Here is a 26311-nt window from a genome sequence, read left to right on the forward strand (position 1 = left end):
AGAAAAAACCTTTCAGAAGAAAATTTTCTGAAAGGTTTTTTTAGATTATAAGTTAGGTGATTCTTTAGTTGTTCCTTTTGCTTCGATACTATAAGGTAAAGTGACTGTTTTTTCGTCTACTTCTTCTTTGTTCATCATTTTTGTTAATAGACGCATCGCCACGGCCCCTATGTCATATAAAGGCTGAACAACAGTACTCAACTGTGGACGAGTCATCTCAGTTAAACGAGAATTATTTGAAGTGATGATTTCAAACTCTTCAGGTACTGAAACACCTCTATCTAAAGCCGCATTTAATACCCCAACAGCTAACTCATCATCAGCTATAATCGCTGCTGTCGCACCTGTTTTAGTGATTTGGTCATATACTGCTTCTCCTACTTTATAGGTATATTCAGATTGCAAGACCAGACTTTCATCAAAGTCAATAGATGCTTCTTCTAAGGCTTTTTTATATCCGTTTAAGCGGTAGATACCATTAATTGGCTCATCATGGCTTTCAGAAACAAAAGCAATTTTTTTATGGCCATTTTGGATGAGTAATTCTACACTGTCTTTCGTTGCAGATTCATAATCAATGTTTACACTGCCTACTTGCTGATCTGGATCAACTGTACCAGCTAATACGACTGGTGTGCGTGAACGTGAAAACTCTGCACGTAACTCATCTGTAATCGTGTTACCCATGAAAATAACACCATCTACTTGTTTCGCTAATAATGTGTTTAGCACTTGTACTTCTTTCTGATCGTTTTCATCAGAGTTAGCTAAAATGATGTTATACTTGTACATTGTCGCTATATCATCGATTCCACGAGCTAGTGACGAGAAGTATAAATTAGTTACGTCAGGAATGATAACCCCAACAGTGGTTGTTTTCTTGCTTGCTAGTCCTCTTGCTACTGCATTCGGACGGTAATCTAAACGGTCAATAACTTCTAACACTTTTTTTCGTGTAGTTGGTTTTACGTTTGGATTCCCGTTTACTACACGAGAAACCGTAGCCATTGAAACGCCTGCTTCACGGGCTACATCATAAATAGTAATAGTTTGCTTGTCCATTTGTAAGCTCCTTTATGTCTATATTTTTTAAGATTGCCAATTTTCTTTGTTAGCGCATACTTACCTAACTAGAATAACAGCAAACCTCCTAAATAGCAATCATAAACAATCAATTTTCATGTAATTTTCATAACTCATTTTCAGAAAAGGCTTACTTTGAACTCTTTTCGCATTACTCCTTCATTTTTGATAAACTATAAATCATATATTAACGAGGAAGAAGGTTCATTAATGACTATTATTGCTCAATTACAAGATGAAATGAAAAGCGAAAACCTAGATTTGCTCTACTATGATGACCCTCTAGTGGTTTCTTATCTGACCGGATTTGAAAGTGATCCGCATGAACGTGTATTAGCTGTTCTCTTATTTCAAGATGCCCTATGGATGATTTGTCCAGCTATGGAATATCCCAGTGTAAAAACTATAAAAGAAGCTCAACTGGTTTTGCCTTATAAAGATGAAAATTCCCCTTGGGCTATTTTAAAGGAAGCTTTAGACCATTCTCCTAAACAGGTGACCCGAATCGGAATCAGTGAGGATACTTTATCTGTCGCCCGTTATCACTCACTCCGTTCCGTTTTCAAAGAAGCAGAGTTTGAAAACAGCACCTCACTTATTCAAAACAAGCGTGTCATCAAGCAGCCTCATGAGATAACCATCATGAAAGAAGCTGGCGACCTTGCTGATAAAGCTTTAAAAGTAGGAATGGACTACTTGAAGAATGGTATTAGCGAAGAAGAAGTTGTGGCAAAAATTGAATATGAGATGAAAAAAATTGGCGTAGCAGACATGAGTTTCTCCACTATGGTCTTGTTCGGCGACCACGCTGCCAGTCCCCATGGTACCCCTGGAAAGAGGCAATTACAGCCTGGAGAGCTCGTTTTATTTGATTTGGGTGTCGTTCATAAAGGGTATACAAGTGATGTGACACGAACCGTTGCTTATGGAGAAGTCAGTGAGAAAGCCAAAGAGATTTATCATATTGTTTTAGAAGCTCAGGAAATGGCTCAGAAAGCTGTTAAAGCTGGAATGACAACGGGAGAATTGGATGCCATTGCCCGAACTGTGATTAAAGAAGCTGGTTACGGAGAATACTTCACCCATAGATTAGGACATGGTCTTGGTAAATCTGTCCACGAATTCCCTGATGTAGCGCCAAATGTAACAGTCGAATTGAAAAACGGTATGTGCTTCTCCATTGAACCAGGCATTTATATAGAAAACTCTGTCGGTGTTCGCATTGAAGATTGCGTTTATGTCACAGATAATGGTGCCATTCCGTTCACTCATACCCCTAAAGAGCTGATTGTTTTACCTGTTAAAGAATAATATCATGTTATCTCAATTCATTCAGATTTTTTTGGATTATGATTTAATCGAGCTGGTTTTATCTCCATTCACTCAAGTGAAAATATGAAATGAGTTGATTGAGCTTGAAAGGGTAAGCATAAAAAAGGAGCGCATTTCCGTGTGCTCCTTTTTCTCTGTTTAATTATCTACACCAATTGTTTCTGTCGCTCCATTTTCAGCAGCATTAAGTAACATAGCGGCATATCCTTGGAACTTTTCCGATGTTCCTGTCGCCCCTGAAACAACATCCACTTCAGCCACATCCTGAGTGCTCACCAGCTGATCATTTAATTCTGGTATTACATCTTGAGGGCCTACACCCGTTTCGGCTGCCATCGCTTCCTGGTAAGCGTCATCCTCTGTTTTAGGGTTTCCTTCTTCGTCGTATTCGTTATAGTCAGAAGAGACGACTTCACCCTCTTCTACTTCAATGGTAAACTCTACTCTCCAACCATTTTCATCCGTGTTATTTTCTACCAGTTCGTACGTGCCATCCAGGAGAGTCCCGTGAGTCACTTCGACATCAGTGGTTCCTTCTTCTACCCCAGTCTCTCCGTCTCCTACTTCAGACGTTGGTTCATGATCTTCAACTTCATTGTCACAAGCAGTTAAAAGCAGTCCTGAAAAAGCGACTATACAGATTCCTTTTACCCATTTCATGCCTGTCTCACTCCTTTTAATAATCGAAAAAAGGATGCCAAAACTCGGGCATCCTTTTAGTTTACTAATTAATTATCTGAGTCGTAGTCGACACCTTTTGTTCGAGACGTTTGTCCCGGTTTATTCGCTTGTAGTGAGTCTTCTTTATCTTTACTATTCATTGAGCCTTTATTTGGACCAAAATCTGAATCTTCTCTCGCATCTTCTTTTTCTGGTTCTTTAGCTTCTCTTGTATCTGTTACGTCTAAAGGACCGTCTTCCTTTGATTGAGATGAAGAATCGGAAGAAGAATGAGATGCTTCTTTTTTCCCGTCTTCTACTGTGTCCTTCATTTCTTTTCCGGTTTCTTTAGTAATTTCCATACCTCTTTCGGTTCCCTCTTTAAGGGTTTCTTTCATATTTTCAGCCGTTTCTCTTGCTTCTTTTTTAATTTGATCCAAGTTCTTTTTGCTCTCGTCCATGTCAGAGCCTGCCTGATTGGTTAATTGTTCATATGTGGCAGAAGCATTTTCTAAATACTCTGATCCTGCTTTATTAGCTGTATCTTTTAATTCTAATCCTTTATCTTTAGCTAGTTGAACATAATCTCTTGCCTGATCTTTGGCCTTATCTGCTTGCGTGCCAATTTCATGGCGCATATCTTTACCTGATTTTGGCGCAAATAGTAAAGCCGAGATTCCTGCTACTGCTGCTCCTACAAATGTCCCTAATACAAAACTCTCTGTGTCAAACTGCTTCTTCATTATTGATTATCTCTCCTTCATTTCTTTTAAGTGATTTTAATCTTTAACTGATGAGCTGACTTTTTTCGCAATGCCTAAAGACGCACCTTTTTTAGAAGCACTGGATAAGTGAGTAGTTAAATTACGAGTAGACGCGTTCAAGCTAGATACCGATTCTCCTAAGTCGCCTATCGCTCGGAATAGTGGGTCTGTTAAACCAAGTTTCCCATTCACATCATCCAAGGTCGTATTTGATTTATTTAATAGTCCTTCCACCTCGATGAGTAAATGATCCGCATCTTTTGTTATCGTGCTAAGGCTCTTATTCGCTTCCTCAATCGTTGTATTCAATTCTTTTACTACATTGGCTACTTTAAATAAAACATAGCACAATCCTAACACGAGTACTGCAAAAGCAATTGCGGCAATTAATGCTGCTATTTCTCCACCTGACATAATTATCCCTCTTTCTGTTTTCTGATTCTTTTATAAGATAAGAGTACCACTCTCTTAGGATTAAATGCAAACAAGAGGGGTTATGAAAATTAAAATAATTGAAATTGAATCTTTTTCAAAACCTGTTAAAATGTAAGAAATACAAAAGGATTTTTTCAGAAAGGATAATAGTATGGACAATAGACCAGAAACGATTGATAACATTGGAGATGGAATAGGTGAAGACCTTGGGGCTTTTGAAGAATTCTGGAATGCTATTGATTGGAATGCTCTAGCCGCGAGTGTTATTATCGGCGCCTTGAAAATACTTCTTGCTGTTATTCTATTTTTTGTGGTGAAGAAAATAGGTAATGTCGTAATCGAATCTGTTTTTAAACGCTATATGAAAAATAAAAACACCGTACCTAATCGTTTAAACACCTTATATAAATTAGCTAAAAATATCTTTCATTCCATTCTCTATTTCTTTTTAGTTTATTCTATATTAGAAATTATTGGAATTCCTGTCGGTACACTTGTAGCCAGTGCGGGAGTCATCGGATTAGCTCTATCCTTAGGAGCACAGGGTTTTGTTTCTGATATTGTCAATGGATTTATGATTTTATTAGAAAAACAACTGGATGTGGGTGACGTGGTGACGGTTGGGGATGTAACGGGGACGGTCGAAGATGTCAATTTAAAGACCACAAAATTAAAAGACTTCGACGGGACGGTTCACTTTATACCTAATCGGGTTATTGAAGTCATAAGTAACCAGTCACGCTCGGATATGCGGGTCCTTATATTGCTCCGTCTTTACCCTTCGACTAATTTGGATAAAGTAAGAGAAGTACTGGAACAAGTCAATGCCGAACTGATTCCTAATCAATCGGATATAACAGCCGAACCAACCGGCGTCTCTTTTGTTCCAGTTGGTTCTGGACAAATGGCTGCTCAAGTGATTATGTATACGAAAGCCGGCAGTCAATGGGGTGTCAGAAATTTGTTCTTTGAAGAGTACGTGGAGGCTTTAAGCCAAAACGGCATTGAACTGCCCGAGATTAATCTGGATCTAACTGGTCAATAATTAAAAACAGGCCTCATGCTTTCGTTTAGATAAAAACGAAGAATGAGGCCTGTTTTCTTTAATGGGCAATCGTCTCTTTTTCAGTTACATGATAAACTTTTTCAAAGTCGTGCGCTATCCGATTGGTTCCTTTGAGTATTTCGCTCCGGGTGATAATCCCCTTGAAGTAATTGTCGTCATCGACAACGGTAATGAATGCATGATTGACTAGCATCCGTAAAACATCTTCCAATTCAAAATCTTCTTTAACGGAAGGATAATCTGTATCCATCACTTCGCCTACTTCAATTTCACCTAATTTTTCAAAATGGACATCTTCTATATCCATTATCGCATGCATGATGGTCGGCATGGAGATTAACCCTTTCATTTTTGAGTCACTGTCCAAAACCGGCACCACAGCATATTTATCCGTTGTTAATAAAAGTAAGGCATGATTCAGTCTGTTTTGCAAGCCAACAACAGCTACTTCATTAGCGGGTTTAACTAAGCTATTTTCATCTTCAACCAAAAAACGTTTCATTTTATCACTAATCATTTCTTCACTCCTTGTAAACGCTCTATTCTCCTTTATTCTACCAATAATCCGACGGTTTCCAAAATAATCCCGGCAATTAAGAGAAAATTCTTAGATTCAGTTAAAAGAGGATTATCATAATTCCAAAAACATAAGGATTATATCATTATAATGATTGGAAAATAATGAGAGATATTTAAGCGATTAGTTCAAATGAATAGACTGGCTTATTTCTGGAATGCTGTTGTGGTCCTTATCATAGAAATCAAAAGTGGCTGTCGTTTTATCTTCATCAATAGTGAGTACAAGATATGTACCTTTGTGTCGATCACGGGGCTGAGTCAAACTGCCTGGATTGACAAAGTAGATGCCTTCTTCTTCCGCTACTTTTGCAACGTGGGTATGTCCATAGAACACAAATCGGCATCCGGCTTTCTTAGCTTCTTCTTTTAACCGATCATAAGACTGTTTCACTTTATGCTTATGCCCATGAGCAATGAGAAATAACTCTCCTTGTATTTCTTCTAAGCGACTTAATTTTAATTTGTTTGCAAAATCCATGTTGCCTTCTACTGTTTGGTAATTCTGGAAAAGAGGATGATCTTCAGGCAGTTCTGAGTCCCCGCAATGAAACCAAGCATCTGTATCTTCTGAGTGAATAGATAGCAATTCTTCCATGTAATACGTATCTCCGTGATTGTCGCTTACTACAACGATTTTCATCCTGTTCCGTCCTTCCTATTTAAAAATCCTTCATCCAATCTGACCAGTTCTTTTCCAATTTTTCTAATGCTCGTGCTCGGTGACTGATTTCATTTTTTTCCTCTTCTGATAATTCAGCTAAAGTCTTGTCTTTTTCAGGCACATAAAATAAAGGATCGTAGCCAAAACCGTTCAATCCTCTTGGCACACCAGCTATTTGTCCTTCTAATTTACCGTCAACCACTAGAGACTCTTTTTCAGGATGAGCGATGGCTAGTGAACAATGAAAGGTTGCTTTGCGATTCTCATCTTTTACATCAGCTAGTTCGTTCAGCAACTTCGCATTGTTTCTGGCATCATTCTTTTCCTCTCCGGCATATCTGGCAGAATAAACTCCAGGCTGGCCATGTAACGCTTCAACAGCTAATCCAGAATCATCTGCAATAACAACTGTTTGCAGTTCTTTTGCAATGGTTTCAGCTTTTAAGAGAGCATTTTCTTGAAAGGTCTCTCCCGTTTCTTCTACATCTTCCAACTCTGGAAAGTCAAGGAGAGTTTTAATACTGTATCCGTATCTTTCAAATAACGCTTCAAACTCTTTTGCTTTTCCTTTATTTTTTGTTGCTATAACAACGAGTTTATCCTTATTCATCTTTTTCCAACCTTTCTAAAGAGACCGTTTGACAATCAAATTCATCCGTCCCCATCCAGTCTGTTGCAATACGCTTAAATAGGTCAACCGATTCATCTGTTGTATATAACTGTATTGTAGATGGAGACAGACTGTCTGCTAATAAGTCTTCTGACGTTAAAATATCTTCTATCTTTTCTGAAGTTAGAACACCCGGATCAATTAAGGTGACCTCTTCCCCCATGGCTTCTTGGATAAAAGGAGACAAGAGAGGAAAGTGTGTGCAGCCTAATATGAGCGTATCCATGTCTTCTTTTTTAAACGTATCCAATTGAGCGAGTACCGCTTCTCTCGCTTGTTCTGATTTGTAGAGATTGCTTTCTACTATATCTACAAAAGATGGACAGGCCATTTGTGAAAGGACCACATCCTCACTGAACTGATGGATGGTTTTGGTATAAAACCCGGATTCCACTGTGCTTTTTGTTGCTAGCACTCCAATGTGTTTAGTGGTGCTCGTCTTGACAGCTGCTTCACTCCCAGGTGAAATCACGCCAATAACTGGAACAGACACGTGCTCTTTGACTCTGTCCAAAGCTTGAGCTGTCGCCGTGTTGCACGCAATGACAATCATTTTGACATCACATTGCATTAAAAAATCAGCCATTTCCAATGTGAAAGCAATAATTTCTTCATTTGTTCGATTTCCATATGGACATCTGGCTGTATCTCCCATATATACGTAAGACTCATGTGGCAACCGTTCTTTTGCTGCTTTTAAAACCGTTAAGCCGCCTGCACCTGAGTCTAATAACCCTATTGGTTTATTATTCATTTTATTTCAACCTATTCTATATCTATCTCTATTTTTTACTTATAAATTCACATTATGTGTAGTATCACCTGTCAAAAAAAGGTAAAATAAGTAAGTATGGTTTTACCCTCTCTTATTATTATAAAGAATTATTTGAAAAATATAAAGGTAAACTAGGTTGAGTGAGATAAAGTTCGTTAAAGGAGTACATTGAAGCATGGAACAGGAAGCAACCCCTCACGTGCAGGGCATTACGTTACTTAGAGATCAATTATTACCGAAATTATTAAAAGAAGACGAAGAAAGCATATTATATTGGGCTGGGAAAGAACTCGCTCGCTCATATGACTTTTCATCCGTAGAAGATATTTTACAGACGATGGAAGAGGTTTCTTTTGGAACAGTCGAAATGGTGGAAAAGAAACGCTCCTCTTATCGTTTTCATTTATTCGGGTCTGTTGTTACCAGTCGTTTAAATGGCAACAAGAACGCAACGTTTGATCTGGAAACAGGCTTTTTAGCTCAAGCGGTCCAACAGGTGAGCCAGGTTTATTCTGAAGGAACGTATCGCCTAATAAAAAAAGGAAGCCGAATAGAAATACTCATACAGACAGACCGGAAAGAATCCCTTACTGAATAGTAAAAGCCTTAACGCTCAGTTCAAACGGAGCGTTAAGGCTTTTTTATATTACAGATGCTTCTAGCATAGACTGCACCCCAGTTATAGCACTTTGAGATACCAAATCGACATTCGTATTGCCGATTTGTATACCTGAAGCCAATTGACCATATACTTTAAAGAAGGGGCGGACTTTACCTGTGCCATCCTTTATTGACATAGAGGGATAGTCAATAGCTACTCCACCAAATGGGTAGGGTAAGACGAGTTTATCCTCCAATAATTGTCTGATTAAAGGCTGTTGATGTTCTGTTTGAGAAAGAAGATGAGTTCTCTGTCCCGTTGCATTAATTAAATAATCAATCTGTGTAGGCTTCTCATTTTGCGTGTGGATTAAAAATTCTTTTTCATTATGATTGATAGAAGTGATGGCATTATGCATACGAATCTTTCCTTCTTCATGCCCATCGAGTATGTCTTGTGCTACTTTTTGAGGAATGGGAATTTTGAAACGAGAAAAATGGAGCTCTCTGTGTTTTTTAAACACCCTTTTTTCACTATCTGGCAAAGCTAACCATATATAAGGAAAGGTCTCTTTCAATTCCCCAATCAATTTCTGAAATCGGCCTAATTCTTTTAGATGATGGAGGTCTTTTTTCAACCCCTCTATATCTCCCGATCCAAGATTCTCCCATATCCATTTTATATTAATCTGGTAATCTAGCCCTATCTTGATAAACCATTCTTCAACACCCTTTAAGGTGAGTGTCCTGTCTGTTTGAAGTAAGGCATTCAGATAAGCATCCTTTTTTTCTTTTGTGAGTAGGGTGTCAGGAAAATATCCTCTAATGGAAGAAAACTTACTGTCCAATGAAAAAAAGTGAAATGTCGCTTCTGGATTTTTCTTTTTTAAAAAGTGCATCGCGTCCAGTGCTGTTAACCGAGACCCCAGTATGCCGATGGATGCCTTCTTTGTTTCAAACGCTAACTGCTTAGTAGCCGGATAAGGATGATACACATACTGGGATAGTCCTTTTAACTGGAAAGGATCCTGGTAAGCCAAATGACCGACTGCCAGGTGCACAACGTCGACTTTTTTTATATAGTCTTTTGTTTCAATAAGATAAGAAGCATGATCCCCTATTGCCCTGATACGTGTCACTTTTTGATAAATAACTGTCACAGGTAAGTCAATAAGCCACTCCTCCAGTCTTTCTTTTACATACTCACCAAACCATGCTCTGGGAACGTGAAGAGACTTCGCATCTGTGATAGGTTTGTTTTGTTCAATCCACTGTAAAAAGTCAGTGGGATGTGAAGGGTCTATGGTCATGGACTCTGCGTACTGATTCAATACTAATGCAGAGTCATCCTGCTGATAAGGAAGACCTGTTCCAAATAATTCACTATCAGAAAAAATTATGAGTTCTACTTTTTTTAATTGAGTCTGACTCAATTGCTTTTTTATTTCTCTTATTAAACTGACACCTGCTACTCCCATGCCAATGATGGCTATTTTCATATAAATTGACCCCCTCTTTCTGTTCTTTTATAGTTTATCAGATGACGTGTAAATTTATAGTAAAGGAGTTAACGAGACCATTACAACTTTGCTCCAATTGAACATAAAAAAACGTTCTCTTACTCTTTCTTTTCAGAAAATAAGAGAACACTTAACTCAAATATTAATATTCATTGGAATGCGGTTAATAATAGACAAGCCTTCTTCCATTACTTTCACAAACCTAATCTCTATTGCGTCCCATGTCATCAAATCATTAAACGAGTAGTCATTTTTACGCAAGACAACATCAAGCGGGCAGTCGATTTCATCATCTGCATTTTGAATGACATCGCGGTCATCCACTTCTAACTCCACTGTTTTCTCTTTGCATTCAATTATATATCTGTACTCAACCATTTTTACAGGTGCCGAGGGACTCATTCCATTTTGTGACATACCATCACTCTCCAACATTACATTTTCATTTGAATCATTGAATAGGATTTCCACTTACTGCTTGGAAAAAAACAACACTTAGTTTCTTACCTTTTATGTGACACCATTCTATATCAGATAATAGCAAAAAGACAGAACTTTACAACGAAATATGTATGATAGTTCGTAAGTGTCATAGAAAAGTCACAATTCTCCCTTAATTCTTCCCTTTTATTGTCCGTACAGCGGCCCAGACTGCCTACACGATTCGTGTTAAAATATTAAAAAACGAGGCTTAATTAAAAGCCTCGTTCACTCGGTATTATTGATGCTTCGCTAGGGCTGCTTCGATTTGCTCTTTGCTGTGGTAGCCGATTAATTTATCGACAACTTCCCCATCTTTTGTCACAAGTAAAGTCGGAATGCTCATGATGCCAAACTGACTTGGTGTTTCTTTGTTAGCATCCACGTCCATTTTGAAATAATTAACACTGCCATCTGATTCTTCATTTAATTCATCAATAACAGGTGACTGCATACGACAAGGTCCGCACCATGTTGCCCAAAAGTCCGTTAAAGCTAAGCCAGAACTTGTTTCTTCATTGAAATTTTGATCTGTTAATTCTCTTACCATTGTAAAACCTCCTATTAATTCCACTTACTTATTAAAAGTAAGTTTCCCGCTTAATTTTCAGTATAGCAAAATTCACTCTCTTTGTCCATAAAGGAATACTCAATCTCTTATTTAAAGGTAACGATAGTCGCTCCATTTCCCCCTTGGTTAGCAGGAGCATCTTCAAATTTTTTAACTTGAGAATGTTTCTGCAAGAATTGATGGACCCCTTTTCTGACGGCCCCAGTGCCCATACCATGAATGATTGTCACTTTAGGGTAATTTTGTAACAGCGCCTGGTCAAGATAGCGGTCGACTTGTTGAACAGCTTCTTCTACTCTTTCACCCCGCACATCAATTTCTGTCGATACACCTGGACCAGAAGAGCGACGGATAGAAACTCGCTGTTTCGGCGCTTCCTCTTCTTCAGACTGAACTAAATCGGCTTCTGGTAACTTCATTTTCAGCATACCCATTTGAACGACCCATTGGTTCGCATCAGCTTTTTCAATGATTGTTCCCTTCTGTCCAAAGGACTGAACATGTACAGCATCTCCGACTTTTAACGTCTTTTTCTTTTTCTGTTTTTGGAGAACCTTGTTTTTTCTAAGAGACTCTTCTTCTGTCTTCAATCGAGACAATCTGGTTTGTGCATCAATAAATTCATGCTCTTTCAAAGGGCCTTGATGCGTTCCTTCAAGCTGCTTATCTCTTAATTCTTTAATGATAGCCTCTGCTTCCGATTTTGCTTTTTCCACAATCGCATTGGCTTCTGTTTCAGCTTTTTTCTTTAAACTCACTTTTTCATTTTGGTACTCTTTATGTGCTTCTTTTAATTCTCTATGCAGTTTTTCTGCTTCTCGTAATTCCACTCGTGCTTTTTCCGCTTGATTTTCTGCAGACTTCCGTTTGGCTTCCAAATCTTCTATCATGTGATCGACGCTTTGACTTTCGCCACTCATTAATTGCTTGGCTGTATCAATAATACCATCCTCTACGCCAAGGCGTCTGGCAATTTCAAAGGCATTACTCCTACCGGGTATCCCAATAAGCAAACGATAAGTCGGGCTTAAGGTGTCGACATCAAATTCCATACTCGCATTAATGGTTTCTGGGCGATTATAGCCATAAGCTTTCAATTCAGGATAGTGAGACGTAATCATGACATAGCTGCCTTTTTGAGCAATCGCATCTAGCAAAGCTATAGCCAAGGCGGCTCCTTCTTGAGGATCCGTCCCTGCTCCTAACTCATCCAGTAAAATCAAACTCTGATTATCCATCTGCTTTAAGATAGAGACAATGTTTGTAAGATGAGAAGAGAAAGTCGATAAGCTTTGTTCGATGGACTGCTCGTCTCCGATATCCGCAAAGACACTTGAGAAGATACCCATCGTACTGTCTTCCTCTACCGGCAAGAATAAGCCAGCCTGACCCATCAACTGAAGAAGACCCAATGTCTTCAGAACGACGGTTTTTCCCCCTGTGTTGGGTCCTGTCACTATCATGGTTTTGTAGTCTTCTCCCAGAATAATATCGTTGGCTACCACTTCTTCTTCCGTAAGTAACGGATGACGGGCTTGGAAAAGGGACACAGCATTCTCTGTGCTGACACGTGGTTTGACGGCTTTTATGCTTCGAGCGTATCGCGCCTTGGCTTGAATAAAATCTAATTCAACTAGCAAAGAGAGATGCATTTCCAAGTCTTCTCTGTAAGGCGCAATGTCTTGTGTGAGTTCTGATAGTATCCGTTCTATTTCTGTTTTCTCTTCTACTTGGTATTGGCGTAATCGGTTATTCAAATCAACAATACTTTGCGGTTCAATAAATAATGTCTGGCCTGTTGAACTTTGGTCGTGGACCACTCCCCCAAAAGTCGTACGGTTTTCCTGTTTGACGGGAATCACGTACCGGTCATTTCTCATTGTAATAATCGCATCGGTTAGAAAGCGTGCTTGGGGCCCTCTGACAATGCTTTCCAGCTTTTGACGTGTACGGCTTTCCGTTAATTTGATGCCTTCTCTAACCCCTTTTAACTTAGCACTGGCATCGTCAAGGACGTATCCCCCTTCGTCAACTACACGATTAATCTTTCTTTCTAAAGAAGAGAAGGCATCCAGGTTTTCCACCTTATCATACAGACGATGTAACGTAATGGCCTCTTCTTTCGCTTGATTGAAAAAGCTCTTGATTTCTCTAAGGGTGCGGATAATTCGTCCAATTTGAGCGACTTCCTGCCCATTGAGAGTGCCATGGATACGTACGCGTTTCAGATGAGGACGAATGTCTTCAAAAGCCGCAACCGGAATCCCTCCTTTTAATCTCAATAATAAATAAGCATCGTCTGTTTCTTCTAATTGTGTTTTGATTTCCTGTTCTTCTTTTGTAGGAAGAAGCGTCAGGGTCTTTTCTTTTCCCAATCGGGAAACAGTATGCTCTGCCAATTGACGAATGACTTTTTCATATTCTAATTTTTTATAGGATGATTTAAATGGTTCTGTCACTATTTTCTCTCCTTCAATTTGATAAAAAAGTTGATTGTAAGGAATAGGCTCATTCCCCTCAATCAACTTTCACTTTTTTATTAACTTTCTTCGACTGCTTCCTCTACCCACCAATCATAAAACTGGGTAGACAATTCTGGAGTAGTGGTCACTATTCCTCTCGCTAAACTGCTGGTTTCAAACTGATTTTGAATAAAGTCAATAGGTATCGTAGATAGGACAAATAAAATAAGAAACAGTCCCACATAATGAACGAATAAGCTGACAATTGCTCCTCCTATGGCATTTACGACGCGAATGACGGGTAAGTCAGCCAGGAAGTTTATAAGACCGCCTATCAAACGTGTAGCGAGCCAACCGGCAAATAAGATGAGGATAAAGGACAGCCCTCTGTAGAAGGCCCCATCCAATTGAAATAGCAAATCCATCCCGTATAACACAAATGGATTTTCAGACGATGAACCAGGTGTCGGGTACGGCACAATCATTTCTACGTAATCACTGACAAACTGGTAATAATTTAAAGCAAACCAGAAGGATACGGCATAGCCTATGGTCAGGATAAGCTGAAGGATGAGCCCTCTTCTGGCTCCACTGTATAATGCAATGAATAAGATAAATAATATAAGTCCGTTAAATAACATACGTGTCTCCTTGTTTCAAACAGAGTCAGTCCCTCTGTTTATTTTCTGAATCTTTGATTTTCTCTTTTATTTCTTCTAACTCTTTCCGCATAGCCAATTGGTCAGAAACAGCATTGATAGCCAGTAAAACGGCTCGCTTTTCTTTACTCATGCCTTTAGTCATTTCTTTTAATTGAGCTAATTGTTCATCAACAGTTTCCGCTACGACTTGCATATGCTTTTGAGATTTAGGACCAACAATCGTATACGATTCCCCGTCAATAGTTGCTTTATATCTGCTCTTTTCTTCCGGCATAAAAAAGCCCCCTTGCTACTCAAATTCTTTATTATAATACCATGAATGGTTTGTTTATGCATTATCTAGAAGGATTTATTTCGTAGAGTTCAAGCTTTCTTTTTTGAACAAACCCAAAAATAAAAAGCAAAGAGGCCCTCTCTGCTTTTTATCTTTTCTTTAATTATCTAATTTCTGCCTGGAAGGCCTCTATCAGTGCATTCTTCACCGCTTCAAAGTCTCTAGTGACTTCTTCTTCTTTCAGTGTCGCCTGCGGGTTCAAGTAAGCTAAGCTATACGCCATGGACTTTTTACCCTCTTGGATATTCTCTCCCTGGTATAAGTCAAACAAGCGAATAGACTGGAGCCACTTTCCTCCGTGCTCTTTCATCACAGATACAATCTCTTCATGCAAGACGCTTTCCTCTACCACTAGAGCAACATCTCGTGATGTACCCGGGTATTTCGGCACACTTTCGTATTTAACGTCTCCTTTATCAATAGCAAACAATTTCTCCATATTGATTTCAAATAAGACGGTGTCTTGCAAATCACGCTCAGCGGCTTCAACGGGATGAAGCTGTCCAATGAGTCCCACCACTTGATCTTTCCATTTGATCTCAGCTGTTCGTCCTGGGTGCATTTTCTCATAAGATTTCGTTGGAACATAGTGTATATCTTCCGTTAATCCGAGATGATCCAGCCATTCATCTACAATGCCTTTCATAGCAAAGTAGTCAACCGGCTGTTCAGTCTCTTGCCACGTATTGTCTACTACATTTCCGGTCATCATGCCCGCGACATGATTGATTTCGTCCGGCAGAGTGCTGTTTGGATTGTGATGGAACACATGTCCGATTTCGTATAAAGCAACATTTTTAATCTGACGCGCCACGTTATACTGCACGTTATCCAACAGACCGCTTAGCAAACTCTTACGCAAGGCGCGATGTTCTTCACTCATCGGCCAGTCCAACTCAATCGGATCACCTGGTTCCATCGAAAAGTCCTTTGCTTCTGCTGATGTCGTAAGAGCGTAACTGATGGCTTGCGTTAAGCCGGCTCCTTCCATGTAATGGCGGGTCAAGCGCTCAAATTTCTGTTCTCTTGTTAATTCTCCCGGAACCGATTCGTTAGTCGGAAGAGTTGAAGGAATGTTGTTGTAGCCGTAAATTCGGGCTACTTCTTCCACAATGTCTGCTTGAATGGCGATGTCCCAGCGTCTAGGCGGTACCGTGACCGTAATCGTCTCTTCCGTCACGTCTGCTTCAAAATCTAATCGTTCAAAAACAGTTCGGACGTCAGCGACAGTGAGAGCTGTTCCTAGTGTGCGATTGATATAAGCAAGTGTTGTTGTGACTGTTTGGCTTTCAGGTTTCTGCGCTTCCACATGAGCGATTCCGGATACAACCGTTCCGTTACCAAGAGAAGCCATAAGGGCTGCGGCGTGATTCAGTGCCTGTTCGACAGTTGCTCTGTTTAGGCCTTTCTCAAAACGTGAACTGGATTCGCTTCTCAAATTCAGACTTTGAGCCGTCTTTCTAATCAATACAGATTCAAATACAGCGGATTCCAAAGCGACCGTACGGGTTTCTTTTGTGACATGCGTATTTTCTCCACCCATGACTCCGGCAAGTCCCACAGGCTTCTGTCCATTTGTGATAACCAGATGGTCAGGTGAAAGTTGGCGCTCTTGTCCATCCAAAGTGATGAGCGTTTCCCCTTCTTTCGCTCGTCTGACTAGAATCTCTCTAGAGTCCAGCGCATCATAATCGAACGCATGAAGAGGTTGTCCGTATTCCAGCATAATATAGTTCGTTACATCGACAATCGCGTCAATGGGTCTGATACCTGCATGCATTAATTTTCTCTGAAGCCAGAGTGGACTTTCTGTTACCTCTACATCTTTAATCACTCGCATCTGGTAGACAGGGGCATCTTTTTCGTCTTCGACTTGAACGTTTACCCAGTCTGAAATATTTTCTGATTGTTCTTCTTCTACCGTGACTTCTTCAAAGGCAGGTTTTTGAGATAATATAGCCCCAACTTCATATCCTACCCCACGCATGCTGAGAGCATCTGCACGATTAGGCGTGATGTCTAACTCAATAATAGCGTCATCTAAGCCTAAGTATGGTAACGCGCTGCTCCCTACTTCCGCATCGTCCGGCAAGACATAAATACCGTCCTCTGCTTTTTTAGGAATAACAGAATCAGAAAAGCCCAGTTCATCCAAAGAACAGATCATGCCATTGGAAACAACCCCACGTAATTTGCTTTTTTTGATTTTTAAACCGTTTGTTAAACGAGCACCCGGCAAGGCTACAATGACTTTTTGACCGGCTTTAACGTTTGGGGCGCCGCAAACGATTTGAACAGGCTCATCTTCTCCCACGTTGACAGTAGTCACATTTAAATGGTCAGAATCTTTCATTCTTTCAGCTGTCTCTACTTCTCCTACAACTAAATGAGTCAGTGTTTCATATGGCATACTCACTTCTTCTACTTCTATTCCTGTTAAGGTGATACGTTCTGCCAATTCAGTCGGTGAAACGGCAGATAAATCTAAATACTCACTTAACCATTTGACTGATACTTTCATCTTTTTCTACCCTTTCCTTTTGAACTGACCTAAGAAGCGCTGGTCGTTTAAATAAAATTGACGAATGTCTTCTACTCCATACTTCAGCATGGCCATTCGGTCTGGTCCTAAACCAAAGGCGAAGCCTCCGTAGACAGTAGAGTCCACTCCTGACATTTCCAACACTTCTGGATGGGTCATTCCCGCTCCGAGTATTTCAATCCATCCGGTTTGTTTACACACGCTGCACCCTTTGCCGTCGCATTTGAAACATCTGACATCCACCTCTACAGAAGGTTCTGTAAAGGGGAAGTAACTGGGACGCAGGCGGATGTCTCTTTCTTCTCCAAACATTTTCTTAGCTAATAACTCTAATGTGCCTTTTAAATCAGCCATTGTGACATGTTTATCGATAACGAGTCCTTCTATCTGATGGAACTGATGAGAGTGGGTCGCATCATCAGTATCTCGACGGTACACTTTACCTGGACTAATCATTTTTAAAGGCCCTTTTGAAAAATCATGTTTTTCAAGAGCTCTAGCTTGAACCGGAGAAGTATGTGTACGTAACAATAATTCAGGTGTGATGTAAAAGGTATCCTGCATATCTCTCGCTGGATGATCTTGAGGAAGATTCACCCGTTCAAAGTTGTAGTAATCCGTTTCAACTTCCGTTCCTTCCACAATCTCATAACCCATTCCTAGAAACATATCTTCCATTTTTTCCATGATTTGCGTCAGTATATGGGTCTGACCTTTCTTCACTTGTCTTCCAGGGAGAGTAACATCAATGGTCTCAGACTCTAACTGTTTTTCTAGCGCTTCTTTTTCAAGAGCCTCTTTTTTATCAGTTAACGTCTGGGTAACCTGATCCCTAACCTCATTGGCTTTCTTTCCAATAATCGGTCTGTCTTGAGGAGACACATCTTTCATTCCTTTTAGGACGCTTGTAAGTTGTCCTTTCTTCCCTAAATAACCGATTCGAATCGCTTCTATTTCCTTCACACTAGCTGCCTGATCAATGTCTTTGACTGCTTCAGCCAGCAATTGAGCTAATTTCTCTTCCATTTCCATCGTTCTTCTCCTTCTTTCTACTGATACATGATTGAGAGCATACAAAAAACCCCATCCCAATAGAGGGACGAGGTTAACACGCGGTACCACCCTTGTTCAAAAGACTCATCTTTTGCACTTATGCATAACGGTGCATACCGAGATTTTCATCTACGTTAGTCTTTATCCGAAAAGAATAAAGAAAGCGATGAAAGTGAACTTCTGCTTGACTCCCAATCGGTGCTTCCAGCCTAGACACCGTTCTCTAGTATTGTTCATTCAAGCCTACTCTTTTTCATCTATCGTTTTAATTTCTTATTTATATCCATTATTTAATCGCAGACCCATTCATCTGCCCAATTTTGCACTTCATTCATAACAGCTTTAAGTGCTCTGCCTTTCTCAGTTAAACGATACCCTGAACGGATATCACAAGTATCATCCAAGTCTTTCGTTACAATCTCTTCATATTCGAGTTCTTTCAAACGTTCAACTAATACACGATCACTTACACCGGATATGGCTTGTGACAAATCTTTGAATCGACGAGGGCCATCCAGCAATACATCAATAATCAAGCCCGTCCATTTTTTTTCCGAGAATCGAAAATGTTTGTTCGAACTTTGGACAGATCACTTTTTCCTGAACTGCTTCTTTTGTTTTTGCCATTTCTATCATAATGGTGTCACCTCTACTTTCACACCATCAGTATATCACTCTTTTTCAAGAAATGGTATATGACTTCTGGCTTTTTTCACGTTCTTTTGCATTTTGTTCACATTTCATGCGCGTTATCACAGCTGTTCAATCAGCATGGTTGCAATAGTAAAGTAGATAACTAAACTGATGGAGTCATTAATTGTGGTAATGAATGGACCTGACGCTACCGCTGGATCTATCTTAAATTTAGTGATAATAGCCGGTATCGTTGTTCCAATAACGGTGGAAATAGCCACCGTTATAAACATGGACACCGCTATAATGAACGCCAATACAGGGGTTCTATACAAAACTAAGACGACAACAACCATTACAATAGCTGCCACGGTTCCCATAATCATTCCAGCTCCCAGTTCATTTTTTACAGTCTGGAAAAAAGTTGGGGATTCATTTTCATCTTCTAAGGTCAAATTACGCACAGCTACAGCCAGAGACTGGGTTCCTACATTACCGGCCGTCGCCATCATAATGGGAATAAATGTGGCCAGCATGACCACTTGATTTAATGTTTCTTCGAAAATACCAATTAACCCACCCGTCAACATGCCTAAAAAGAGCAAAACGACAATCCAAGGAATACGTGACTTGGCCGCTGATAGAGCCGTTGCCACTTTACGGTCATCTTCCGTTTTAGAAATAGCCGCGAACTCATTAAAGTCTTCTGTTGTTTCTTCTTCCAAGACGTCTAAAATATCATCGACTGTGACAATCCCAAGCATCACACCACTGTAATCCGTCACAGGTACAGCCAGTAAATCGTAATCTTGAGCTAAGCGGGCCACGACTTCCTGGTCTTCATCCACACGTACCGCGACGACCTGACTAAACATAATGTTCTCGACCACTTCATTTTTAGGAGATAATAATAAATCTCTCAATGACAGAACGCCGACGAGTTTACCCATTTCATCTAACACATATAAATAATAAATCGTTTCAGCTTCATGTCCTATTTTACGGAGCATCTGGATGACTTCATCAGTCGTCTGTTTGTTATTAATCGCGATATATTCCTTTGTCATTATGGACCCAGCCGTTTTTGGCGCATAAGAGAGAATTTCTTGGACATGTTTGCTTTCTTCCTCATCCATCATGTTCAAGAGGGCTTTTTTATCTGTTTCTTCACTGTCTAATAAAAATTGAGCCACTTCATCTGCCGGGAGGTAATTGAAGACATCTGCCATGAACTGATCCGGCAGATACCGTACGGCGGCTTCTTGATCTTCAATTTCCATGTACTCAAATATTTCTGCAAATTCTTCAGCTGATAAAAAATCAGATATTTTTCTTTTTTTATCCGGATAAAGTAAACGAAAGACTTCTTGCTGATCTCGGTCATGAAGCTGTAGAAATAATTCACGGAAAGTTTCCCGATTATTCGTTTTTGCTGCATGATAAATCTGATCATAATACTTCTCTTTTTCCATGTTTATATTTTCCATCACGTCCAGCCACCTATTTTCATTTTATAAATCATTAGTCATCTTTGAATCATTCTAAAGCTCACCCGGCTTTTTTTCAATTATAAGTAATTCAGTAGCGCTGTAGCAATTGAGAAATAGATAAGTAAACCGAATGCATCATTGATTGTGGTAATAAAGGGACCACTCGCTATGGCAGGATCCACATTCAACTGGTTGGCAATCGCCGGTATAACGGCTCCCACGACTGTAGAAATCGAAATAGTCAGTAAGAGTGAAACCGATATGATGAGTGCCAGAACCAGATTCTGATACAAAACTATAACGACCAAAAACATTACAACAGCTGAAGCTAATCCCATCAGCAGGCCTGCTCCGAATTCATTTTTTATCGTTTGAGCTATTCCTGTTCTTTTGCCACTGTCTGTGTTGATGTTGCGGACAGCAACAGCTAGGGACTGAGTACCCACATTCCCAGCGGTATCCATAATCATGGGGATAAAGGCAGCTAGTAAGACGACAGATTCTAATGTCTCTTCAAAAAAACTGATTAAGCCACCCACTAATATACTTAAAAATATGAGTATAATAATCCAAGGAATACGCTGACGGGCCGTATGCAGAATGCCTTGCTCCTTGTCGTCACCTTTACTGTTAATGGCCGCAAACTCTTGGAAGTCTTCTGTTGCTTCTGCCTCCAAAACGTCCATAACATCATCAAACGTGACAATTCCCTGCATCTTCCCGTCCAATCCTATGATAGGGAGGGCGAGCAAATCATAATCCTGTATGAGTCTGGCCACTTCTTCCTGGTCCATATCTATCGGTGCTGATATGACTTGATTAGACATAATGGACTCGACAGGAACCTCTTCTGCTGATAACAACAAGTCTCTCAGGGACAAGACCCCGACGAGTTCTGTTTTATCATTCAATACATAAATATAGTAGATAGTTTCAGCATTCTTCCCGATGCTGCGAATAAGATCAATCACAGCGCCTGCAGTCTGTTTATAATGGACAGAAATAAACTCTTTCGTCATAATCGCTCCAGCTGTTTCTGATGCGTATGACAGCAGCTCTTTCACTCGCTCAGCCTGGTCTTCATCCATTAACTGCAATAAAGAGCGTGCATTTGTTCCGTCACTATCTGATAAAAATTTCGCTACATCATCCGCAGGCATATGTGTAAAGACCTCTCCAATGTATTCATTGGGTAAGTATTCTACGGCATCCTGCTGATCTTTTAAGTCCATCCATTCAAAGAGTTCCGCAAACTCCTCCGAAGTTAAGAAATAAGAGATTTTTCTTTTTATATCCGGAGAGAGCAAATGAAAGACTTCATGTTGGTCTCTGTCATGTAATTTCAAAAATAATTCTCGAAATCGCTCACGGTTATCGTTTTTGGCTGCTTCATATATCTCTTCATATAATTTTTGTTTCGGTGACTTTATTAAATTCATCTTTACACACTCCTATACTCTCTTGACTGTTCTTGCTGTCAGACAACTTTTTATATTTTACGCTATTTCTTATGGGACCAGTATCCAAGTTGCCTCACCTCCACGTAATATGTGAAACGATAGCGTGCTTTAAAATAAAAAAACACGCTAAACATGAGCGTGTAAAGAACATGAATCTATCAATCATCTTCTAACACCTCTGTCGTTGAGCTTCAGCTTCCTATGGCATAGAGTATTCTCAGCTACATTAAAAACCCCCTTCATCCGAGGATTTCTGTTGACCCATTGGCGTCTTTGGACGTTTCTGGGTAGTAGCGTTTCTCCATAAGTTAGCCTCACCTAACAAGGTTATTCATTTCCTTCTTCATCATAGCGAAACTTCTGCTTGACTTCAAGTATTTGAATGAGAAAGTGGTATTCTCTTAGGTGTTTGAAAGAGAATCATATTTTTTGTAGTCCATTCAATCATTCATTATACTCAACTTACTACCTTAAGATAACCAACACATGGAGGAGATTAAATGAAGTTAAAATTACCTTTAGCTATTGCGCTCGCTTCGTTGACTTTGGCAGCTTGCGGGACAGATACGGCTGAAGAAGACATTCCAACTGATCCTACCGACCAAGAAACAGCCATTGATACATTAGAAGAACAAGCAGCCGACGATGACGACCCCGCTGATGCAGTGGTCACAGACGAACAGCTGGCTCCTGTGAGTGAAGATGAATTAGAAGGAGCAGAAAGTATTGATGATGTAGATACCTATGAAGAATTTGCCGAGCAAGACTCCTTTGATCCTGAAGGGTTAGACGCTCATCTTGTGTCGGATGATGCATCCGAACGAGTTATTGTGTTTACAGAAAACGATGAGCAAGTTTTCAAAAGTATTTTTATGAAAGAAGAAAATCGACTGCTAATCAATAATTTAATAGACCAAGAAGTTTTACAAAACAGTCCTATTTAAAAAATCTAGATGAAAGAGGAGACGTGTATGAGTAACGAAGATAAAATCAAAACACAAGAACCGAAGAAAGATTATTTGATGCCGGATGACCGAGATAAAATGGATGATATCCCACAAGTCGAAAGCGATACGTATAAAGCTGCTGGGAAAATGAAGGGCATGAATACGGTTATAACAGGTGCCGATAGCGGGATAGGAAGAGCTGCAGCTATAGCCTAAGCAAAAGAAGGCGCCAATGTAGCCATTATTGATTTAGAAGAGAAAAAAGATACGGATACTATTATGGAAAGACTCAATGAGTTAGGTGTGAAGCCTCTTCTCTTTACGGGAGACGTTGGAGATGAATCTTTTGTTAAAAAGACCGTTCAAAGTATTGTCGATGAATGGGGAGAGATTCATGTCCTTGTTAATAATGCATCTGAACAGCATCCACAGGAAAGTATTTTAAATATTGACGCTGCCCAGCTCGATCGCACTTTCCGCACGAATATTTTTGGGATGATTTATTTTGCAAGAGAAGTGTTCCCTCATATGGCTGAAAATGGATCCATTATTAATACCACTTCTGTTACCGCCTATAAAGGGTCTCCTGGATTAATGGATTATGCGTCAACTAAAGGAGCGATTGTTCCCTTTACACGTTCTTTATCTCAGAATAAAGAAATACTAGAGAAGAAAATTCGTGTCAATACAGTCGCGCCCGGTCCGATTTGGGCTCCATTAATTCCGGCCACTATAGGTTCTTCACTGGAAGAACACGGTGGTGTGCCACTTGGTCGCGCAGGCCAGCCCTATGAATTGGCTCCTGCCTATGTCTACCTTGCTACAAGTGACACCAGCTATGTGACTGGACAAACAATTCATATTAACGGTGGGACTATAGTAAATGGATAGATGCGTGTGCGATGGATAAATGAATTAAGCTCTTTTCTGTCACTTATCATAAAAACAAAGAATCAGGTAGGGTATTCCCTATCTGATTCTTTGTTTTACTGTTGCAAAATTTAATAAGCAGTCAACCCGCCATCAGCCGTCAAAACAGACCCATTCACAAAGCTGCTGTCATCTGAAGCTAAAAATAGTGCCACTCGTGCAATTTCTTCAGGTTCTGCTACTCGAATATTTCCGGTATTCCCAGCTTCAATGTACCCATAGGCTTCAGGATCAACCTCTCCCATTGTGCTGGCTATATTTGTATTCACTCCACCAGTTCCAATGGCATTACAACGAATGTTTTTGTTGGCATATGAAAATCCAGTATTTTTAGTCATCCCAATAACTGCATGTTTTGATGCTGTATAAGACACTCCTGCATGGGCTCCTACAAACCCAGCTATAGATGCATTGTTTACAATGACTCCGTGCCTTTGTTCTTCAAATATCGGAATAACCTTACGCATAGAGTAGAAAACAGAATGGGTATTCACTTCCAATACTCTCTTAAACCGCTCTACTTCTGTTCGACTAACCGGTTCAAACCCATCCATTATACCCGCATTATTTACCAGAATATCTAATTGATCAAATGTCTCAATCGCTTTATCAATCATGGCTTCATTTTGTGCTTGATCAGAAACATCGGCTTCGAAAGCTATAGCCGATTCAGGATAGTCCCTATTGAGGGCATCCACAACCTTTTGTGCTCCTTCAAAGTTATAGTCTGTGCAGACAACCTTTGCTCCTTCTTTCACAAACAATTCAACAATTGCCTTTCCCATTCCTGATGCTCCACCTGTTACCACCGCTACTTTATTGTTCAGTTTCATCAATACCACTCCTCCGTTCATTCTAATAGATTCACTACTATTATACTATATTGTGAATATTTTAACAATAAGAAGAGAGGAAAAGACAGCCTCACTATTAAAAAGCACTTTAATATTATAAAAAACCGTCTTCTCATTTATTTACAAAAAAATAAACCGTATGGGCTTAAGCCCGTACGGTTTGTTTATCTCGATTTAAGCTATAGCCAACAATTTGAACATCCAGTTAGAGACTTTTGCTTTAACTTTTTCTCTAGTTGGATTCGCTACTTCACTGATAGCGCAATACTTGTCCACGCATGTGACAACAAAGCTTTCTTTATAGCGAGGTAAGCCTGTTGTTGTACACAGGAACATATGCTTTAAAATGATATCTTTTTCTAAATCACTTAATTCTGTAATAGTTGAGGCATTTTCTACAGCTAACTGAGGGTGAACAAAGTTGTGTGACCCTTTTTTCATCGCTGCAATCTGCTCTCTATCTTCATGAAAGAAGTCGTGTAATAAACCTGCACGTGCAACAGCTCTTACATTTAAATTGAAACGTTTAGCGATACGGTAACTTACATAAGATACAAATATAGAATGAATTAAACGAGTGGTATAACGGTGATGCGTAATCTCATCTAATTTAAGTAAATCTTCGTTTTCTAACAAATCCTCAACTAACGCCATATAGTCTTTGTCATTTTCCCAAACTGAACGAACAAATTCCATGAAACGTCTCCTTTTTTAGTATTCGTTATTCTACTCATATGTGGCCTTGGCTTTCATGGCCGTCTAATAAGTATCTTACAACGAATGGAAAGAAATTTAAAGGAAAAACAGCGGTTTAAAAACGTTTTCACGACAAATGTGTCCAGTTTGTCATAATCAGCGGACTTATGGATAGAGAGCAAACATTAAAATACTACCTGCTACTGCTACATTTAAAGATTCTGCTTTACCTTTTATCGGGATATATAGATTTTTGGTCGTTTGACTTAATAGGTTGGGGCGAACGCCACTTCCTTCATTTCCAACAATCAGTCCAAAAGAATCTTGAGGTGATACTGTTCGGTGTGAGACTGCTCGTTCATCTAAGGCCGTTCCGTAAACCGGATGACCGGCCATTTTTAGGCGCTCCACCCATTCCTCTAACTCGTCTTGAATGACAGACAAGTGAAAATGGCTGCCTTGTGTCGACCGTATCGTTTTAGGGTTGTATAAATCAGCTGATCCTTTACCCAATATGACTGCCCCAAATCCTGCAGCATCGGCTGATCGAATAAGAGTCCCTATGTTCCCGGGATCTTGGACTTCATCCACTAAAAGAATAGGTTTATCGAGTTCTACCGCATCCTTTTTTTCGCGTATGTCCACTATAGCCAGTATCCCCTGGTCAGTTATGGCATCTGTTAGAGTATGAGCAACTTCTTTCGATATTAATAAGGTTGAATCTGTAACTAACTCCTTATAGTCGTCCACTTTGTCTTCCCTGATTAGGAGAGTATCAATGGATGCTCCATATCGTCTGGCTTCTTCGACCAAATGCACCCCTTCAATAATATACTTCTTTTGCTTTTTTCTTCCTTTTCTGCTGAGTAATTTTTTCCACTCTTTCACTTGTTTATTTTGTGTGGATTCTATTTTTTCAAGCATCGTGTCTCTCCTTTCCTCTTTTTCATCACTATAGCATATTTATTATACTGATAGTAACCGGAATGAAACAACTGTCTTTTTGGAAAATAAAAAAGAGGAAGATTTCTCCCCCTCTTGTTACCTATAAT

25 protein-coding genes, 3 pseudogenes and 1 riboswitch are annotated in these 26311 nt (G+C 39.7%); of the genes and pseudogenes, 6 read left to right on the forward strand and 22 right to left on the reverse strand.

Going from position 1 to position 26311, the window contains the following annotated elements; all coding sequences use genetic code 11:
• Positions 1-45: 45 nt before the first annotated feature.
• Entirely contained in the window at positions 46-1062 is a 1017-nt protein-coding gene (ccpA, locus tag ABDZ53_RS01065) for a catabolite control protein A (RefSeq protein WP_343753113.1), read from the reverse strand.
• Between the two features lie 231 nt (positions 1063-1293).
• Here ccpA and ABDZ53_RS01070 point away from each other — a divergent pair, with 231 nt between their 5' ends.
• The gene (locus tag ABDZ53_RS01070; RefSeq protein WP_343753115.1) at positions 1294-2394 is read left to right on the forward strand and encodes a M24 family metallopeptidase; all 1101 of its coding nucleotides are present in this window, start codon (positions 1294-1296) and stop codon (positions 2392-2394) included.
• A gap of 159 nt (positions 2395-2553) precedes the next feature.
• On the opposite strand, the gene ABDZ53_RS01075 is transcribed toward ABDZ53_RS01070, so the two are convergent.
• From ABDZ53_RS01075 to ABDZ53_RS01085, 3 genes are all read right to left on the reverse strand, one after another.
• Positions 2554-3075, reverse strand: coding sequence for an FMN-binding protein (locus ABDZ53_RS01075; protein WP_343753117.1), 522 nt, complete (start codon positions 3073-3075; stop codon positions 2554-2556).
• A gap of 68 nt (positions 3076-3143) precedes the next feature.
• Positions 3144-3818 carry a YtxH domain-containing protein gene (locus ABDZ53_RS01080; protein ID WP_343753119.1) on the reverse strand — a complete coding sequence of 225 codons (675 nt, stop codon included), beginning with the start codon at positions 3816-3818 and terminating at the stop codon, positions 3144-3146.
• A gap of 36 nt (positions 3819-3854) precedes the next feature.
• Entirely contained in the window at positions 3855-4253 is a 399-nt protein-coding gene (locus ABDZ53_RS01085; RefSeq protein WP_343753121.1) for a DUF948 domain-containing protein, read from the reverse strand.
• A 172-nt stretch (positions 4254-4425) separates the two neighbouring features.
• Between ABDZ53_RS01085 and ABDZ53_RS01090 the strand changes: the two genes are divergently transcribed.
• Positions 4426-5319: a mechanosensitive ion channel family protein gene (locus tag ABDZ53_RS01090; RefSeq protein ID WP_343753123.1), complete on the forward strand. Its 894-nt coding sequence runs from the start codon at positions 4426-4428 to the stop codon at positions 5317-5319.
• Between the two features lie 58 nt (positions 5320-5377).
• On the opposite strand, the gene cbpB is transcribed toward ABDZ53_RS01090, so the two are convergent.
• The 4 genes and pseudogenes from cbpB to murI form a co-directional block, all read right to left on the reverse strand.
• Entirely contained in the window at positions 5378-5857 is a 480-nt protein-coding gene (gene cbpB / locus ABDZ53_RS01095; protein ID WP_343753125.1) for a cyclic-di-AMP-binding protein CbpB, read from the reverse strand.
• Between the two features lie 183 nt (positions 5858-6040).
• Positions 6041-6559: a metallophosphoesterase family protein gene (locus ABDZ53_RS01100; RefSeq protein ID WP_343753127.1), complete on the reverse strand. Its 519-nt coding sequence runs from the start codon at positions 6557-6559 to the stop codon at positions 6041-6043.
• Between the two features lie 19 nt (positions 6560-6578).
• Positions 6579-7184: pseudogene (locus ABDZ53_RS01105) on the reverse strand (XTP/dITP diphosphatase); the annotation flags it as partial.
• On the reverse strand, positions 7183-8004 hold the full coding sequence (gene murI / locus ABDZ53_RS01110; RefSeq protein WP_343753129.1) for a glutamate racemase: 822 nt from the start codon (positions 8002-8004) through the stop codon (positions 7183-7185). The pseudogene ABDZ53_RS01105 and the gene murI, both read right to left, overlap by 2 nt.
• A gap of 196 nt (positions 8005-8200) precedes the next feature.
• On the opposite strand from murI, the gene ABDZ53_RS01115 reads away from it, so the two are divergent.
• A complete protein-coding gene (locus ABDZ53_RS01115; protein WP_343753131.1) occupies positions 8201-8623 on the forward strand; it encodes a DUF2507 domain-containing protein in 423 nt (140 codons plus the stop codon).
• Between the two features lie 43 nt (positions 8624-8666).
• On the opposite strand, the gene ABDZ53_RS01120 is transcribed toward ABDZ53_RS01115, so the two are convergent.
• The 11 genes and pseudogenes from ABDZ53_RS01120 to mgtE (ABDZ53_RS01170) all read right to left on the reverse strand — a co-directional run bounded on the left by ABDZ53_RS01120 (position 8667) and on the right by mgtE (ABDZ53_RS01170) (position 21811).
• Complete coding sequence (locus ABDZ53_RS01120) at positions 8667-10124, reverse strand: FAD/NAD(P)-binding protein (RefSeq protein ID WP_343753133.1); 1458 nt, start codon at positions 10122-10124, stop codon at positions 8667-8669.
• Between the two features lie 156 nt (positions 10125-10280).
• Positions 10281-10562 (reverse strand): hypothetical protein, encoded by a 282-nt coding sequence (locus ABDZ53_RS01125; RefSeq protein WP_343753135.1) that lies wholly within the window; start codon positions 10560-10562, stop codon positions 10281-10283.
• 301 nt (positions 10563-10863) lie between these two features.
• A complete protein-coding gene (gene trxA / locus ABDZ53_RS01130; RefSeq protein WP_343753137.1) occupies positions 10864-11175 on the reverse strand; it encodes a thioredoxin in 312 nt (103 codons plus the stop codon).
• 107 nt (positions 11176-11282) lie between these two features.
• Complete coding sequence (locus ABDZ53_RS01135; protein ID WP_343753140.1) at positions 11283-13655, reverse strand: endonuclease MutS2; 2373 nt, start codon at positions 13653-13655, stop codon at positions 11283-11285.
• An 80-nt stretch (positions 13656-13735) separates the two neighbouring features.
• Entirely contained in the window at positions 13736-14299 is a 564-nt protein-coding gene (locus ABDZ53_RS01140; protein WP_343753142.1) for a CvpA family protein, read from the reverse strand.
• A gap of 25 nt (positions 14300-14324) precedes the next feature.
• Positions 14325-14594, reverse strand: a complete 270-nt coding sequence (locus tag ABDZ53_RS01145) for a cell division protein ZapA (RefSeq protein ID WP_343753144.1) — start codon at positions 14592-14594, stop codon at positions 14325-14327.
• 163 nt (positions 14595-14757) lie between these two features.
• A complete protein-coding gene (gene pheT / locus ABDZ53_RS01150; RefSeq protein ID WP_343753146.1) occupies positions 14758-17175 on the reverse strand; it encodes a phenylalanine--tRNA ligase subunit beta in 2418 nt (805 codons plus the stop codon).
• Between the two features lie 6 nt (positions 17176-17181).
• Positions 17182-18228: a phenylalanine--tRNA ligase subunit alpha gene (gene pheS, locus ABDZ53_RS01155; RefSeq protein WP_343753148.1), complete on the reverse strand. Its 1047-nt coding sequence runs from the start codon at positions 18226-18228 to the stop codon at positions 17182-17184.
• Between the two features lie 311 nt (positions 18229-18539).
• Positions 18540-18885: pseudogene (locus tag ABDZ53_RS01160) on the reverse strand (winged helix-turn-helix transcriptional regulator).
• Between the two features lie 116 nt (positions 18886-19001).
• A complete protein-coding gene (gene mgtE, locus ABDZ53_RS01165) occupies positions 19002-20369 on the reverse strand; it encodes a magnesium transporter (RefSeq protein WP_343753176.1) in 1368 nt (455 codons plus the stop codon).
• An 80-nt stretch (positions 20370-20449) separates the two neighbouring features.
• Complete coding sequence (mgtE, locus tag ABDZ53_RS01170; protein ID WP_343753150.1) at positions 20450-21811, reverse strand: magnesium transporter; 1362 nt, start codon at positions 21809-21811, stop codon at positions 20450-20452.
• A gap of 190 nt (positions 21812-22001) precedes the next feature.
• Positions 22002-22165: riboswitch (M-box (ykoK) riboswitch) on the reverse strand.
• Positions 22166-22332: 167 nt separating this feature from the next.
• Between mgtE (ABDZ53_RS01170) and ABDZ53_RS01175 the strand changes: the two genes are divergently transcribed.
• The 3 genes and pseudogenes from ABDZ53_RS01175 to ABDZ53_RS01185 form a co-directional block, all read left to right on the forward strand.
• Positions 22333-22776, forward strand: coding sequence for a hypothetical protein (locus ABDZ53_RS01175; RefSeq protein WP_343753152.1), 444 nt, complete (start codon positions 22333-22335; stop codon positions 22774-22776).
• Between the two features lie 27 nt (positions 22777-22803).
• Positions 22804-22995 carry a hypothetical protein gene (locus ABDZ53_RS01180; RefSeq protein WP_343753154.1) on the forward strand — a complete coding sequence of 64 codons (192 nt, stop codon included), beginning with the start codon at positions 22804-22806 and terminating at the stop codon, positions 22993-22995.
• Between the two features lie 12 nt (positions 22996-23007).
• Positions 23008-23670: pseudogene (locus tag ABDZ53_RS01185) on the forward strand (SDR family oxidoreductase); the annotation flags it as partial.
• 110 nt (positions 23671-23780) lie between these two features.
• Here the strand turns inward: ABDZ53_RS01185 and ABDZ53_RS01190 are convergent.
• From ABDZ53_RS01190 to ABDZ53_RS01200, 3 genes are all read right to left on the reverse strand, one after another.
• Positions 23781-24542, reverse strand: a complete 762-nt coding sequence (locus ABDZ53_RS01190) for a glucose 1-dehydrogenase (RefSeq protein ID WP_343753156.1) — start codon at positions 24540-24542, stop codon at positions 23781-23783.
• 195 nt (positions 24543-24737) lie between these two features.
• Entirely contained in the window at positions 24738-25259 is a 522-nt protein-coding gene (locus ABDZ53_RS01195; protein WP_343753158.1) for an HD domain-containing protein, read from the reverse strand.
• A 165-nt stretch (positions 25260-25424) separates the two neighbouring features.
• On the reverse strand, positions 25425-26183 hold the full coding sequence (locus ABDZ53_RS01200; RefSeq protein WP_343753160.1) for a TrmH family RNA methyltransferase: 759 nt from the start codon (positions 26181-26183) through the stop codon (positions 25425-25427).
• Positions 26184-26311: the final 128 nt, after the last annotated feature.

Origin of the sequence: Alkalibacterium iburiense (assembly GCF_039521845.1) — a bacterium.
Lineage (GTDB): Bacteria > Bacillota > Bacilli > Lactobacillales > Carnobacteriaceae_A > Alkalibacterium > Alkalibacterium iburiense.